This window comes from Actinophytocola gossypii (assembly GCF_025165815.1).
Lineage (GTDB): Bacteria > Actinomycetota > Actinomycetes > Mycobacteriales > Pseudonocardiaceae > Actinophytocola > Actinophytocola gossypii.
In genome coordinates, this window is record NZ_JAFFZE010000013.1 from 1 (window position 1) to 14,391 (window position 14,391).

16 protein-coding genes are annotated in these 14,391 nt (G+C 73.6%); 7 read left to right on the forward strand and 9 right to left on the reverse strand.

Features of this window, described 5'->3' with window-relative positions; translation table 11 throughout:
• The 4 genes from JT362_RS16310 to rimP form a co-directional block, all read right to left on the reverse strand.
• The coding region (locus JT362_RS16310) for a translation initiation factor IF-2 N-terminal domain-containing protein (protein ID WP_311202717.1) at window positions 1-646 on the reverse strand (646 nt) is incomplete at its 3' end.
• A 109-nt stretch (window positions 647-755) separates the two neighbouring features.
• Window positions 756-1,115 carry a YlxR family protein gene (locus tag JT362_RS16315; RefSeq protein ID WP_260192066.1) on the reverse strand — a complete coding sequence of 120 codons (360 nt, stop codon included), beginning with the start codon at window positions 1,113-1,115 and terminating at the stop codon, window positions 756-758.
• A 22-nt stretch (window positions 1,116-1,137) separates the two neighbouring features.
• Window positions 1,138-2,226, reverse strand: coding sequence for a transcription termination factor NusA (nusA, locus tag JT362_RS16320; RefSeq protein WP_260192067.1), 1,089 nt, complete (start codon window positions 2,224-2,226; stop codon window positions 1,138-1,140).
• On the reverse strand, window positions 2,223-2,777 hold the full coding sequence (gene rimP / locus JT362_RS16325) for a ribosome maturation factor RimP (protein ID WP_260192068.1): 555 nt from the start codon (window positions 2,775-2,777) through the stop codon (window positions 2,223-2,225). Before rimP ends, nusA begins: the two co-directional genes overlap by 4 nt.
• A 138-nt stretch (window positions 2,778-2,915) precedes the next feature.
• Between rimP and JT362_RS16330 the strand changes: the two genes are divergently transcribed.
• Both JT362_RS16330 and JT362_RS16335 read left to right on the forward strand, forming a co-directional pair.
• Complete coding sequence (locus JT362_RS16330; RefSeq protein WP_260192079.1) at window positions 2,916-3,392, forward strand: hypothetical protein; 477 nt, start codon at window positions 2,916-2,918, stop codon at window positions 3,390-3,392.
• Window positions 3,389-3,844, forward strand: coding sequence for a ferritin-like domain-containing protein (locus JT362_RS16335; protein WP_260192069.1), 456 nt, complete (start codon window positions 3,389-3,391; stop codon window positions 3,842-3,844). Before JT362_RS16330 ends, JT362_RS16335 begins: the two co-directional genes overlap by 4 nt.
• A 6-nt stretch (window positions 3,845-3,850) precedes the next feature.
• On the opposite strand, the gene JT362_RS16340 is transcribed toward JT362_RS16335, so the two are convergent.
• Together JT362_RS16340 and JT362_RS16345 are read right to left on the reverse strand one after the other, a co-directional pair.
• Window positions 3,851-4,570: a hypothetical protein gene (locus JT362_RS16340; RefSeq protein ID WP_260192070.1), complete on the reverse strand. Its 720-nt coding sequence runs from the start codon at window positions 4,568-4,570 to the stop codon at window positions 3,851-3,853.
• Window positions 4,571-4,631: 61 nt separating this feature from the next.
• Window positions 4,632-5,648: an aminotransferase class V-fold PLP-dependent enzyme gene (locus JT362_RS16345; protein ID WP_260192071.1), complete on the reverse strand. Its 1,017-nt coding sequence runs from the start codon at window positions 5,646-5,648 to the stop codon at window positions 4,632-4,634.
• Between the two features lie 24 nt (window positions 5,649-5,672).
• Here JT362_RS16345 and JT362_RS16350 point away from each other — a divergent pair, with 24 nt between their 5' ends.
• On the forward strand, window positions 5,673-6,083 hold the full coding sequence (locus JT362_RS16350) for a secondary thiamine-phosphate synthase enzyme YjbQ (RefSeq protein WP_260192072.1): 411 nt from the start codon (window positions 5,673-5,675) through the stop codon (window positions 6,081-6,083).
• Here the strand turns inward: JT362_RS16350 and JT362_RS16355 are convergent.
• Entirely contained in the window at window positions 6,072-7,115 is a 1,044-nt protein-coding gene (locus JT362_RS16355; RefSeq protein WP_260192073.1) for a YhgE/Pip domain-containing protein, read from the reverse strand. The genes JT362_RS16350 and JT362_RS16355 overlap by 12 nt on opposite strands.
• Window positions 7,116-7,222: 107 nt before the next feature.
• On the opposite strand from JT362_RS16355, the gene JT362_RS16360 reads away from it, so the two are divergent.
• Complete coding sequence (locus tag JT362_RS16360) at window positions 7,223-7,912, forward strand: HAD family hydrolase (protein ID WP_260192074.1); 690 nt, start codon at window positions 7,223-7,225, stop codon at window positions 7,910-7,912.
• A gap of 4 nt (window positions 7,913-7,916) precedes the next feature.
• Here the strand turns inward: JT362_RS16360 and JT362_RS16365 are convergent, their stop codons facing one another.
• Together JT362_RS16365 and mtnA are read right to left on the reverse strand one after the other, a co-directional pair.
• Window positions 7,917-9,665, reverse strand: coding sequence for a proline--tRNA ligase (locus JT362_RS16365; RefSeq protein ID WP_260192075.1), 1,749 nt, complete (start codon window positions 9,663-9,665; stop codon window positions 7,917-7,919).
• 69 nt (window positions 9,666-9,734) lie between these two features.
• Window positions 9,735-10,715 carry an S-methyl-5-thioribose-1-phosphate isomerase gene (gene mtnA / locus JT362_RS16370; RefSeq protein ID WP_260192076.1) on the reverse strand — a complete coding sequence of 327 codons (981 nt, stop codon included), beginning with the start codon at window positions 10,713-10,715 and terminating at the stop codon, window positions 9,735-9,737.
• Between the two features lie 38 nt (window positions 10,716-10,753).
• Between mtnA and JT362_RS16375 the strand changes: the two genes are divergently transcribed.
• The 3 genes from JT362_RS16375 to JT362_RS16385 all read left to right on the forward strand — a co-directional run bounded on the left by JT362_RS16375 (window position 10,754) and on the right by JT362_RS16385 (window position 14,295).
• Window positions 10,754-11,113: a VOC family protein gene (locus JT362_RS16375; protein ID WP_260192077.1), complete on the forward strand. Its 360-nt coding sequence runs from the start codon at window positions 10,754-10,756 to the stop codon at window positions 11,111-11,113.
• A 215-nt stretch (window positions 11,114-11,328) separates the two neighbouring features.
• The gene (locus JT362_RS16380; RefSeq protein WP_260192078.1) at window positions 11,329-12,297 is read left to right on the forward strand and encodes a serine protein kinase RIO; all 969 of its coding nucleotides are present in this window, start codon (window positions 11,329-11,331) and stop codon (window positions 12,295-12,297) included.
• A gap of 741 nt (window positions 12,298-13,038) precedes the next feature.
• Window positions 13,039-14,295 (forward strand): DEAD/DEAH box helicase, encoded by a 1,257-nt coding sequence (locus JT362_RS16385; RefSeq protein ID WP_260192080.1) that lies wholly within the window; start codon window positions 13,039-13,041, stop codon window positions 14,293-14,295.
• The last annotated feature ends 96 nt before the right edge of the window (window positions 14,296-14,391 follow it).

Consider the following 14,391-nt stretch of genomic DNA (forward strand, 5'->3'; position numbering starts at 1 on the left):
CGGGGCCACCAGGGCCACCGCCACCGGGTCGCGGCCCCGGGGGCCGCGACGGCGGGGCGCCCGCGCCGACGCCGAACGGGTTGTTGCCGACCCGAGGCGCCCGCGGGCCCGGCTTGGGCGACTGCGGGCGCGGCGGAACGACCTGGCCCGGCTGACCACCCTGCGCGGGCGGCTGCTGGGCCGGGGGCTGCGCCGGACCCGGCTTGGCGCCCGGCTTGGGCGCGGACCGGTTGTCGGCGCGGGTTTCCTGGCCGGTGTCGGTGCCGGTGTCCGTGTCGGCCTTGGCCGCGGCCGGCTGCGGCGCGGCGGGCGCCGGGCCGGGCTTGGGGCCGGGGCGAACGCCCGGCTTGGGCGCGGCAGGCGACTCCTGCGACTCCTGCGGCTGGGACCGCGGTGCCTGCTCGGCCGGGGCGGGACGCTGCTCGCCCGGCTTCGGCGCCGGGGCCGGTGCGCTCGGCCGCGGGCGCGGCGCGCCGCCGCCCTTGGCGCCCTTGGCACCGTCCGACTTGGGGTACGCGTCCCGCAACCGGCGGGCCACCGGGGCCTCCACCGTGGAGGACGCGGACTTCACGAACTCGCCCTGCTCCTTCAGCTTGGCGAGAACTTCCTTGCTGGTGACTCCGAGCTCCTTCGCGAGCTCATGCACTCGGGCCTTGCCTGCCACTGCTCTCCTCGTCCGAGTGAGGCCGGCGGCATAGGTCCCGCTCGACCTCGTCCTATCGTCTGGCGTTCATGGCTTCAGCTTCACGGCTGACTCATGACGGGTCGACCTGCTTTCGTTGTTCGATCCCGGCTCGAGAAGATCCCGATCCGGTAACGCGGTGATCCGACTGCTCCAGATGACTCCGGAGCGAGCCGGTGTCGAGCGGGCCAGGCACACGCAACGCTCTCGCGAACGCACGCCGCCGCTCGGCCTTGTCCAGGCAGCTCGGCCGCGGATGCAGCCAAGCCCCCCGCCCCGAGGCCCTGCGCCGCGGGTCGGGAGCCAACTCCCCATCCACGAGCGCGACCCGGAGCAACTCACCAGCTTCCGCTCTGGCCCGGCAGCCGACGCAGGTACGTACCGGGCTCGAGCCCTCGGGTCGTGCGGACGCCGGTCCAGAACGGTGAACCACTGATGAGTCTATCCCGTCGGCCCTACTCGGCCGAACCCGCAGTCGAAGATCCGGTGGGTGTGATGTTCGGCGCTCCCGTCGCGGGAATACCGGCGGCCGGCATCCGGTTGCCGTCCTGACCCTCCGGCTCCTGGTCGGGGGCGGCGTCGCTGCGGATGTCGATGCGCCATCCGGTCAGCCGAGCGGCGAGGCGGGCGTTCTGGCCCTCCTTGCCGATGGCCAGCGAGAGCTGGAAGTCCGGCACCACCACTCGCGCTGTCTTGGCCCGCTCGTCGACGACCCGCACGGAGACGACCTTCGCCGGCGACAGCGCGTTGCCGACGAACGTGGCCGGGTCGTCCGAGTGGTCGATGATGTCGATCTTCTCCCCGAGCAGCTCACTCATCACGTTCCGCACCCGCGCGCCCATCGGCCCGATGCAGGCGCCCTTGGCGTTGACTCCGGGCAGCGTCGAGCGAACCGCGATCTTCGACCGGTGGCCCGCCTCGCGCGCGACCGCGGGGATCTCGACGGTGCCGTCGGCGATCTCCGGCACCTCGAGCGCGAACAGCCGGCGGACGAGGTTGGGGTGCGTACGGGACAACGTGATCTGGGGCCCGCGTGTTCCCCGGCTCACTCCGAGCACGTAGCACTTGATCCGGGTGCCGTGCTCGTAGCGTTCGCCTGGCACCTGCTCGACCGACGGCAGCACGCCCTCGGTGTCGCCGACCTGGACCACGACCATGCCGCGGGAGTTGGCCCGCGCGTCACGCTGCACCACACCGGCGACGAGCTCGCCCTCCTTGGCGGAGAACTCGCCGAAGGTCTTCTCGTTCTCCGCGTCCCGCAGGCGCTGCAGGATGACCTGGCGCGCGGTGGTGGCGGCGATCCGGCCGAAGCCCTCCGGCGTGTCGTCCCACTCGTGCACCGGCTCGCCGTCCTGACCGAGCTCGAACGCGATCACCCGGACGACCCCGGTGCGCCGGTCGATGTCGATCTTGGCGTGCGGCTGGTGGCCGTCGGTGTGCTTGTACGCGGTGAGCAGCGCGGTCTCGATCGCCTCGATCACCGTGTCGAACGGGATGTCCTTGTCTCGCTCGATCGCGCGCAGCGCCGCGATATCGACGTTCACCGCGACCCCTCCTCTTGTTCCAGCTTGGCAATCTCGGCGGCCGGTGGCTCGCGGAACTCGACCTCGACCACGGCGTGCTCGACGTCGCCGTACCCGACGTGCCGGACGTCTCCGTCCACCAGCAGGTACACGCCCTGGTCGTCAGCATCCCCCACCCGGGCGGAGTAGGCATCCTCGCCCGTCCGCACGGCGACCTTGCGCAGGCGCGCCCGGCGCCAGTGCCGTGGCTTGGTCAGCGGCCGGTCGAGCCCCGGTGAGGTGACCTCGAGGGTGTAGGAGCCGCCGAGCGGGCTGCCCGCCGTGCGGTCGTCCTCGAGGGCGTCGAGCGCCGAGGACACCGCGCGGCTGACCTCGGCCACCTCGTCGAGCCCGATGCCGCCGCCGGAGTCGGCGGATTCGTCGGAGTCGACCACGACCTTGACCAGCTGGCGGCGGCCCGCCTGCTGCACGTGCAGGTCCTCGAGTTCGAAGCCGGCGCGCGCGACGGCGGCGGCGACCACCGGCTCCAGTGTCTCACTGGCGCCGCTGGTGCGTTGTCGCTGTCCGGGCACGTGGCAACTCCCCTGGGTCGAGTCGGTCGACGGTACGTGGTTGCCAAGCGTAGCCCGTCATGGTCGACGAGTCGGTCCCGAGCAGGCACGGTGCGTCCGACCGGGTGTCGACGCCGCCTGGCAGTATGACCGCCCGTGATGAACGTTGGGCGCCGGGACGTGCTGAGGGGGTTGGTGCTGCTCACCGTGGCGGCCGGCACGGCGGCCGGGGCGGCCGGCTGCACGGAGACACCGGAGGACGCGCCACCCGACCCGCTGGCCGAGCTGGCGGCCAGGGCCAGGGCGGACGCGACGACCGCGCAGGCGGTGAAGTCGGCGGTGCCCGCGCTGGCGGAGGCGGCCGGGGTGGTGGCCGAGGCACGCGGCGAGCACGCGCGGGCGCTGCGGGCGGAGGTCGAGCGGGCGCGGCCGCCGGTGTCGTCCTCGTCGGCGGCGCCGCCCGAGGGTGAGCAGCCGCCCGCGGACGCGGGTGCGGCGCGGACGCTGCTGCTCGACGCGCTGACGGCGGCGGAGCGGCAGGCGGCGGAGCTGGTCGCGTCGCTCCCCCGGCACCGGGCGGGCCTGGTGGGTTCGGTGGCGGCCGGGTGCGCGAGCCTGCGGGAGGTGCTGGCGTGAGGTCACGGAACCTGCCGGAGGAGTCGGTCGCCGCGGTGCAGGCGGCACTGGGCGCGGAGCAGGCGGCGATCTGGGTGTACGGCCTGGTGAGCGCGTTCCTGCCGGAGGAGCTGGCGGCGACGGTCGACGAGGGCGCCACCGCGCACCGCAACCGCCGCGACGAGACCGCGCGCCTGCTGGCCGACGCGGGGCGGAAGCCGCGGCCACCGGAGCCGGCCTACGTCCCGCCGGAGCCGGTCACCGACCAGGCGTCGGCGCTGACGGTGCTGGTCCTGGCGGAGACGGACACGACGGTGGCGTGGCGGGCGGTGCTGGAGCGGACCGACGACCGCGGCCTGCGGGATTCGGCGCTGGCGGCGTTGACCGACGGCGCGGTGCGGGCGACCCGGTGGCGCGAGCAGGCGGGCGACACGCCTGCCGCGCGAGCCTTTCCCGGCCGGCCGGGAGACTGACGGGGGTCAGCCGGCTGGGTCGACCATCTCCTTCGCGAGCCGGATCGCGTCGGAGCAGACCCGGTCGAGTTCCTCCTCGGTACCGCCCTCGGCGGCGTTCGGGTCGTAGTCCGCCTCCACGATGATCACCTCGCGGCCGTCCCTGGCGGAGTCGTACCCGCCGCCGGCGCTGAGCGTCTCCAGGTCGGGGACGTCGACGTCGCCCTCGCGCACCAGGTCGTTGACGTTGCCGCTGCCGTCGATGTCGGTGAGCTCACGCAGTTGTTTGGCGGTGTCCTCGTCGGCCATCTCCACCACCGAGACCGACGTGTAGACCGTGCGGCCGTCGATGGTCGTGGAGTAGATCGCCCTGATCAGCCGGTCGCACGGCGTCTCTTTCAGGAAGTCCTCGATGTCGCCGTAGGCGTGGTCGGCGCAGTCCTCGTCCTCGATCGCCTCCGGGATCTCCGGGGTGAACTCGAACTCGCCGCCCGCCGGCTCGGTGGGCGGTGGTGTTCCGCCGAAGCCCGTCGGTTTCTCGGGTGGGCTCTCGTTGGTGAGGAACCACCAGAGGAACCCCGAGACCACCGCGACGGCGACGAGGCCGACGATCCGCAGCGCCCAGTCCGTCGGGGAGGGCTTGCCCGGCGCCTGCTCCTGGTGGAACGGGACCGGCGGCGGCCGGTCCGGCCGCTGCTGTTGGTTCTCGGGCCATGGCGGTTGCCCTGGGCGATACGGAGCCGACACGCGCGCCACGGTAACCGGACAAACCACGGTTAACCAGGGTGAGGTGCCGGCCTTCCCGGTCTCACCGCGTGCTATCGACGACGAGGTCCACGTCGTCCCAGTCGTTGTAGAGGTGGAACGCCAACCGGGTGCGACCTGCCCGGATGCTCCCGGCCACGCCCGCGGCGGCGAGCTTCGCGGCCTGCTCGTCGCTGAGGTCGAGGGACACGATCGCCGATCCGCGCGGCGGTAGGTCCCTGGCGGCGAGGACCGCGTCGGCGAGCGCAACGCAGTGCGCGCGGACCTCGGCGAGGTCCAGGCCGGCGAGCCACGGCAACGACGCCGCCGCGCCGAGCTGGGCGAACCACACCGGCGAGAGGTCCAGCCGGCGGGCGTCCGGCGCGAGGCGCAGCGGCATGCCGTAGATGCCGTCCCAGGGGTCGGCCGCGGCGAACCAGTTGGCCGCGACCGGCACGGTCCGCTCGAGCGCCTCGGGCCGGGCCGCGAGCCAGGCGACGCCGCGGGGAGCCAGCAGCCACTTGTAGCCCGCCCCGACGACCCAGTCCGCCCAGTCCAGGTCCAGCGGCAGCCACCCGGCGGCCTGGGTGACGTCGAGCAGCACGGGCGTGCCGCCCTTCGCCGCGCGCAACGCGGCCAGGTCGAGCACGGCGCCGTCGGCCGACTGGACCGCGCTCACCGCGACCAGGTCGTGGTCGGCGATCCTGGACGGCAGCTCGTCGGCGGAGACCTCGGTGACCGGCATCCCCCGCGCGGCGAACGGGAACGTGACGCTGGTGAACTCGCCGGCGAGGGTGAGCACCCGGGTGGCCGGCGGCAGGCTGGCGGCGACCAGGCCGACCAGCTGCGAGACGTTGCTGGCGGACGCGACCCGGGTGGGCGGCACGCCGACCAGCGACGCCCACGCCGCGCGGGCGGTGGTCACGTGGTCGTCGTAGTCCGGGGGCCGCGCGGCGCCGGTGCGCCAGCGGCGGACCTCGCGCTCCAGGGCGTCGGCCGCTGCCACCGGCGGCACGCCGATGCTCGCGGTGTTCAGGTAGCCGGGCGGTAGGTCGAACTGCTGTCCATGAGCGAGTCGCACCCCTCAACCAATACCGTATCGGGCATGCACACCACCGAGATCGAGGTGCGGACCGGCGACCGCGAGGTGGTCCACGACCTCACCGGCGACTGTCGCGACTTCCTGGCCGACGCCGGTGCGCGGGACGGCCTGCTCAATGTCTGGGTGCCGCACGCCACCGCCGGCCTCGCGGTGATCGAGACCGGTGCCGGCAGCGACGACGACCTGCTCCGCCAGCTGCGCGAGCTGCTGCCGGCGGACAACCGCTGGCGTCACCGGCACGGCGCGCACGGCCACGGGCGGGACCACGTGCTGCCCGCCGTGATCCCGCCCTACGCCAGCGTCCCGGTGATCGACGGGGAGCTCACGCTCGGCACCTGGCAGTCGATCTGCCTGGTCGACACGAACGTCGACAACCCGGTGCGCCGTGTCCGGTTGAGCTTCCTAGCCGGTTAGCACGGGCTCGCGGGCCGTGGTCGACGCCGGCTCCGGCGTGGCGCCCGCGCGGCCGGGCCAGAGCATGACGACCAGGCCGGCCACGGCCATCCCGGCGAGGACGAGCACGCCGAGCCGCACGTCCGGGGCGTCGGGCGTGCCCTGCAGCAGGCTGCGCAGACCCTCGGTGGAGAAGCGGAACGGAGTCCACGACCAGAGCAGGGTCCGGTAGGCGGGATCGAGCATCTCCGGCACCTGGCCGGCCACGGCGGGCGCGAGCAGGTACAGCGGGCCGAGGATCACCGCCGCGCGCAGCCGCAGCAGGCGCAGTAGCGCGCCCTGCACGGACGCGAACGCGACCGCGGTGAGCAGGACGAACCCGAGCACGTCGGCGCCGAGCGGCAGGTCGGCGTCCCACAGCCGCAGCAGGCCGACCACCGCGCCGGAGACCAGCACGGCGGCCGAGGTGAGCAGGGTGGCGCGGGCGAGCGGTCCGACCCGCATGCCGGAGCGGACCACCAGCAGCCCGAACGCGATCGACGCGACGAGGCCACCGAGCCACAGCAGGGCGCTGGCCGCCAGCGGCGCGGTGCGGGCCGCGGTACTCGCCGCGTGCACGGTGTCCACCGACGGCGGCGCGACCTGGACGCCCTGCTGGCCGAGCGCGCCGGCCAGGCCGTTCGCCGCGCCGGTGAGGATCTGCTGGGCGACCTGGGTGCCCTGCGGGTTGACCGCGCCGGACACGACGACCGTCGGGGTCACCCCGCGCTGGCCGGCCTCGAGTTCGAGGATCCCGTAGACCTCCTTGTCGGCCAGGAGCTGCCTGGCGGCGTCGGGCTCGGCGACCCGCCACTCGACGGTGTCGCCGCCGCGCTCGGCGATCAGCTGGGCGGCGGGTCGGAGCGCGTCGTCCGACGCGGACACCGCGAGCGGCAGGTGGTCGGGCGCGGCGGTGGCCTGCGCGCCGAAGGTCAGGAAGCCGAGCACCGTGGCCGCCACGGCGCCGACCACGCCGAGCAGCACGGCGACCAGTACGGGCCGGCGGGTGTTCATCGTGTCCTCCCCTTGTTTCATCATTCGTTGAATTCGAGCCTCACGGTACGCGCGGCCGAGAACTGAAGTCAACTGATGATGAAATACGGGCGTGCCACGATGGCGGCGTGGAGACACTCGTGCTGTGGGACCTCGACCTGACCCTCGTCGACTACAGCGGGCTCGGCGGCACGTGGTACGCCGAGGCGCTGATCAACGCCGTCGGGAAGGAACTGGGCCACGTGCCCTCGTTCCCTGGCCGCACGGAACGCTCACTGGCGCGCGAGATCCTGGCCGCGCACGGCGAGCCGCACGGCGACGAGCAGATCGAGCGGTTGTTCGCGGAACTGGAGGCCGTGGTGCTGGCGGCCAGGCCCGCACTGCCCACGCTGGGTCGCGCGCTGGCCGGGGCGGCGGAGATCCTCGCGGCACTGGACGGTCGCGACGGGGTGGCGCAGTCGGTGGTGACCGGCAACCTGCCGTCGGTGGCCACCTGGAAGCTGGAGGCGTTCGACCTGCACCAGCACGTGGACTTCGCGATCGGCGGCTACGGCTCGCTCTCCGACCACCGCCACGACCTGGTCGAGGTCGCCGTGGCCCGGGCGTCGGCCAAGCACGCGTGCGCGTTCGCGCCGGCGTCGGTGGTGGTCGTCGGCGACACCCCGGCCGACATCGCGGCCGGCCGCCACCACGGCACGATCACCGTCGGCGTGGCCACCGGCCGCTACGACGTCGACGACCTGACCGCCGCGGGCGCCGACATCGTCCTCCCGGACCTGGCCGACACCCCGGCGGTGCTGTCGTCGCTGCTGCGCTGAGGGGTCAGCCGCGCACCAGGTCGGTCAGGTGCGCCACGGCGTCGTCGACCGGGACCTCGACCCGCTCGCCGCTGGCCCGGTCCTTGACCTCGACGACGCCCTTGGCGAGTCCGCGGCCGACCACCACGATCGTCGGCACGCCGATCAGCTCCGCGTCGGCGAACTTCACGCCGGGCGTGGACGTGCGGTCGTCGAGCAGCACGGACAGGCCGGCCTCGTCGAGTTGGGCGGCCAGCCGCTCGCCGCCCTCGCGCACGGCGTCGTCCTTGCCGGCGATCACCACGTGCACGTCGGCCGGCGACACGGCCCTCGGCCACACCAGGCCCTGCTCGTCGTGCGACTGCTCGGCGATCACGGCGACCAGGCGGGAGACGCCGATGCCGTAGGAGCCCATGGTGATCCGGATCGGCTTGCTGTCCGCGCCCAGGGCGTCCAGCCCGAAGACGTTCGCGAACTTGCGCCCCAGCTGGAAGATGTGCCCGATCTCGATGCCGCGGGCCGCGACCAGGGTGCCGCGTCCGTCCGGCGACGGGTCGCCCTCGCGCACGTCGGCCACGTCGATCGTGCCGTCCGGGGTGAAGTCACGGCCGCAGACCAGGTCGACGACGTGGTGGTCGACCTTGTCGGCGCCGGTGACCCAGGCCGTCCCGGTGACCACCCTCGGGTCGACCAGGTACCGGATGCCGTTGTCCTGCAACGCCTTCGGGCCGATGTAGCCCTTCACCAGGAACGGGTTCGCGGTGAAGTCGGCCTCCTCGAGCAGCGCCACGTCCGAGGGGTACAGCGCGGCCTCGAGGCGCTTGGGGTCGACCTCGCGGTCGCCGGGCACCGCGATCGCCAGCAGCTCCCAGGACTTCGCGCCGGGTGCGCGAACCTTCACCAGCACGTTCTTGAGCGTGTCCGCGGCGGTGAACTCGCGGCCGAGCCCGGCGCCGTTGAGGAAGGTCACCAGGGTCTCGATGGTGGGAGTGTCCGGCGTGTGGTGCACCTGCGACTCCGGCTTGTCCGCAATGGACAGTGCGGGCGGCGCGGGGGTGACCACGGCCTCGACGTTGGCCGCGTAGTCGGACTCGGTGCTGCGCACGAACGTGTCCTCGCCGGTGGGCGCGTCGGCGAGGAACTCCTCGGACGCCGATCCGCCCATCGCGCCGGACATCGCGGAGACGATCACGTACGACAGGCCGAGCCGGTCGAAGATCCGCTGGTAGGCCTCGCGGTGGAGCTGGTAGGACGCGGCGAGGCCCTCGTCGCTGAGGTCGAACGAGTAGGAGTCCTTCATCAGGAACTCGCGACCGCGCAGGATGCCCGCGCGGGGCCGCGCCTCGTCCCGGTACTTGGTCTGCACCTGGTAGAGCACGACCGGGAAGTCCTTGTAGGAGCTGTACTCCCCCTTCACGGTGAGCGCGAACAGCTCCTCGTGCGTTGGGCCGAGCAGGTAGTCGCCGCCCTTGCGGTCCTTGATCCGGAAGAGGCTGTCGCCGTACTCGGTCCAGCGGCCGGTCGCCTCGTAGGGCTCGCGGGGCAGCAGCGCGGGGAACTGGATCTCCTGCCCGCCGATCGCGTCCATCTCCTCCCGCACGACCTGCTCGATCCGGCGGAGTACGCGCAGGCCGAGCGGCAGCCAGGAGTAGCCGCCCGGGCCCACCCGGCGGACGTACCCGGCGCGCACCAGCAGCTTGTGGCTGGGCACCTCGGCGTCCGCCGGATCCTCACGCAGTGTGCGCAGGAACAGCGACGACATCCTGGTGATCACGGCATTACTCCTTGGCAGAGGAAACTGCCGTCAGAGAGTAGTGAACCTCACCTGGCCTGCTCCAACCGGTTACGCGACCCGCTCCCCGCGCGCCGGCTCGACGATCCGGTCCTCGGTGACGATCGCGGTCACCAGGTCGGCCGGGGTCACGTCGAACGCGATGTTCAGCGCCTGGGTGCCGGCCGGCGCGGTCCGGGTACCGGCGAACGCGAGGACCTCGGCGCCGTCCCGCACCTCGATCTCCACCTGGTCGCCGGACGGGATCGACGCGTCGACGGTCGACTCGGGCGCGGCGACCAGGAACGGGATCCCGGCGCGGGCGGCGGCGAGGGCCAGCGGATAGGTGCCGATCTTGTTGACCACGTCGCCGTTGGCCACCACCCGGTCGGCGCCGACGACCACCGCGTCGGCGAACCCCCTGGCCAGCACGGTCGGCCCGGCGGCGTCGGCGACCAGGGTGTGCGGCACGCCGAGGTGGGCGAGTTCCCACGCGGTCAACCGAGCACCCTGCAGCAGCGGGCGGGTCTCGTCGACGTACACGTGTCGCAGCCGGTTCCGGTCGTGCAGCGAGCGGACCACGCCGAGCGCGGTGCCCCACTCGACACAGGCCAGGCCGCCGGCGTTGCAGTGGGTGTGCACCGCGACCGGGCCGTCGATCCGGTCGGTGAGCCAGCTCGCGCCGCGGTCGCCGAGCGCGCGGTTGCACACCCCGTCCTCGGCGAGCAGGTCGAGCGCCTCGGCCAGCACCGCCTCCGGGCCGTCGTCGAGCCGGGCCAGCACGCGGTCGACACCGCGGGCGAGGTTCACCGCGGTGGGGCGGGCGGCGCGGAGCGCGGCGATGTCGGCCTCGGGTTCCCGGGAGGTGCGCACGGCGAGCGCGACGCCCAGCGCGCCGGCTGCCCCGAGCGCGGGCGCCCCGCGGACGGCGAGCCGCTGGATCGCGATGACCAGCTCGTCGACCGTGCGGAGGGACAGCTCCACCACACCGCCGGGCAGTTTGGTCTGGTCGATGACGACGATGTGGTCGCCGCGCCAGTCGATGGTGCGCATCCCTCCATTCTGTCGGTGCCCGGCCCTAGCGTCGCGGCATGAACATCACCATGGGTGGAATCACCATCGACTGCGCGGATCCGCGCTCGCTCGCCGAGTTCTGGACCAAGGCGCTCGACCTCGAGACCGTGTTCGACGCCGACGGCCTCTACCTCCAGCTGCGATCGCGGGTCAGACCGGAACAGCCGTACCTCGGCCTGCAGAAGGTGCCGGAGGAACTGACCGGCAAGAACCGGGTGCACGTCGACTTCGCCACCGACGACCGGGAGGGCGAGGTCGACCGGCTCGTCGCCCTCGGCGCGACGCGGGGCGACACGCACTCGATGCCCGGCCTGGACTGGACCGTTCTCCAGGACCCGGAAGGCAACGTGTTCTGCGTGGGCTCGCCGCACGAATAAATCGGTTGCGCGGGCGGTGGCGGGTCGGGCAGGCTGCCCGGCGTTGGTTCCGCGTGCCGGTGGGTTCGCCGGCGGACAGGTGGGGAGGTGCCCTGTGACCACGACTGTCGCCTGGACGGGGTACGCCCGCGTCCGCCCGCCCCGCCCGTAGCGCCTGGTCGTTCCGCGACGCGCCGGTGGGGCGCTCAACTCTCGCTTTCGAGGAGAACCCACCAGTGCGCATGCACGAGTACGACGACTATCTGGACGACGAATCCCACTCGCGCCGCCCGCGCCGACGGTCCCGCGAGTTCGACGACGACGTGTTCGACCCGCAGGCCCAGCGGGCTGGACGGCTGACCGAGCAGGAACGCGCGCGGCTGGCCGCGGTGCGGGAGAGCGCGTTCGCCGGCCCGCCGCTGCCACCCGGCGCCGACCGGTGGTCCACCTGGGACGACGGCGAACAGGGCCCGCACCCGCGCCCGGCGTGGGTGGTGACCGAGCTGGCCGCGGCCGACACCGAGCTGGGAGTGCTGAAGACCGGCAAGGAGGCCGACGTCCACCTGATCAGGAGGGCGGTGCCGGACACCGATCGCGGCACGCTGCTGGCCGCGAAGCGCTACCGCAGCAACGAACACCGGCTGTTCCACCGCGACGCCGGCTACCTCGAGGGCAGGCGGATGCGGCGCAGCCGCGAGATGCGGGCGATCGCCAACCGCACGTCGTTCGGCCGGAACCTGATCGCCGAGCAGTGGGCGGTCGCGGAGTTCGCCGCGCTGTCCCGGCTGTGGTCGATCGGCGCGCCGGTGCCCTACCCCGTGCAGCGCAGCGGCACCGAGCTGCTGATGGAGTTCCTGGGCGACGACGACGGCACCGCGGCCCCGCGGCTGGCGGAGTCCCGGCCGGCGCCGGACGAGCTGGTGGAGCTGTGGCACCAGCTGGTGTCGGTGCTGGAGCTCCTCGCCGGCGAGGGCATGACGCACGGTGACCTGTCGGCGTACAACCTGCTGGTGCACGACGGGCAGGTGGCGATGATCGACCTCCCGCAGATCGTCGACGTGGTCGCGAACCCCAGCGGCACGGAGTTCCTGGCGCGCGACGTGGCGAACGTCATGGGCTGGTTCCGTTCCCGCGGTCTACCCGACGATCTGCTGGACGAAAAGGCCGTGGTTGGCCGGTTGCTGGCGGCGGCGGGCCTCGACTGAGCAGGCGGCGGGCTGCTCGCGGCGCGCGATCAGGTAGTCTTGACCGAGCGTCGCGAGCGGCCGCTGCCGTTCGCGACTTCCTGATGGCGCCACCTGGGCGCCGGGCTCGTCCGCGCGAGATCGTCGCCTCTGCGAGAGGCCTCCCGAGACGTGCCACACCCTCGAGAGGAATTCGTGCCAAACAGCGCCGTGCGCCGATCCGCGCGCACCACCAAGCCATCCCACAAGAAGGCCAAGACCCACACCCGTGCCGACCAGCGCGGCACCCACCGCCACAACGGCACCCCTTACGCCGACGACTCCCGCGGCAACCGCCGCAACGCCACGGACTGGCGTGACGACCGCCGCGGTGCCGACACCGCGCGCGCCCCCCGCCGCGACCGTCCGAGCTGGCGGGACGACGACCGGCGCGACAACCGCCGCTCGGCGGACGACCCGCGCGGCGCGCACCGCAACGGCGCGAGCAGGCGGGACGACGACCGGCGGCCGAACCGTCGCGAGCGCACCGAAGACTGGCGCGACAACGGCAACGGCCAGGGCAGGCCGAACCGGCGGCCCCGTTCCGACGAACGGGACGGCCGCGGGTTCCGCCGGGACGAGCGGGCACCGCGGCGGACCACCGGCGACCACGACCGGGGGGAGCCCCAGCGTGCCCCCCGCAGGTTCACCGAGGAGCGTCCCGCCGTCGAACGCACCGGTGCCGAGCGCGCCACCCGGCGACCCTCGGCCTCCGGGTCCTCGGTGAGCTTCGCCGAGCTGGGGCTGCCCGACGCGCTCCTCGACGCGCTCGCCAGCGCGGGCATCGACGCGCCCTTCCCCATCCAGGCGGCCACCCTGCCCGACGCGCTCGGCGGCCGGGACGTCCTCGGGCGCGCCCAGACCGGCTCGGGCAAGACCCTCGCCTTCGGACTGGCGCTGCTCACCCGGCTGAACGGGAGCACGAGCAGGCCCTCGCGCCCGCGTGGGCTCGTGCTCGTGCCGACGCGTGAACTGGCCATGCAGGTCGAGGACGCGCTGCGGCCGCTGGCGAAGGCACTCGGGCTGTGGTGCCGCACGGTCGTCGGTGGGCTGTCCTTCTCCCGCCAGGTCGACCAGCTCAAGCGCGGTGTCGACCTGCTCATCGCCACCCCGGGCCGGCTGTCCGACCACGTCCGGCAGGGCACCTGCCACCTCGACGACGTCCGGTTCGCCGCGATCGACGAGGCCGACCAGATGGCCGACATGGGCTTCCTGCCGCAGGTCCGCGCGATCCTCGACCTCGTCCCGGACGACGGCCAGCGCATGCTGTTCTCCGCCACCCTGGACTCCGACGTCAGCCAGCTGGTCGACCGGTACCTGACCGACCCGGTCACGCACTCGGTCTCCCCCGCGACCGCCGCCGTCGACACCATGGACCACCACCTGCTGCTGGTCTCCAACACCGACAAGCCGGCCGTGGTCACCGAGCTGGCCGCCCGCGAGGGCCGGACGATCATGTTCCTGCGCACCAAGCACCACGTCGACCGGCTCACCAAGCAGCTGCGCGGCGTGGGCGTCCGCGCGGGCGCCCTGCACGGCGGCAAGCCGCAGGGCGCGCGCAACCGGGTGCTCGGCGACTTCAAGGACGGCCGGGTCGAGGTCCTGGTCGCCACCGACGTCGCCGCGCGCGGCATCCACGTCGACGGGATCAGCCTGGTCGTGCACGTCGACCCGCCCGCGGACGCCAAGGACTACCTGCACCGCGCCGGCCGCACCGCGCGCGCCGGGGAGTCCGGCACCGTCGTCACGCTGGTGACCAACCAGCAGCGGCGCACGGTCTTCCGGCTCACCGAGCAGGCGGGTGTCCAGCCGGAACGCACGAAGGTCGGCCCGGGTGACGCGGACCTGGTGCGGATCACCGGCGCCCGCGTGCCCTCGGGCGAGCCCGTGGTCGACCCGGAGCCGACCCGGCGCCCACCGCGCTCCGGCGGGCCCCGCCGCCCGGGCTTCCGGCCCCGGCAGCACCAGCGCAGGCACTGACCGACCCGTGGCGCCCGCCCCCCCCCCCCCCGCCCCCCCCGGGGGGGGCCGGGCGGCACCCCGGGCGGCCCCCCGGCCGCCCCCCATCACCCCGGG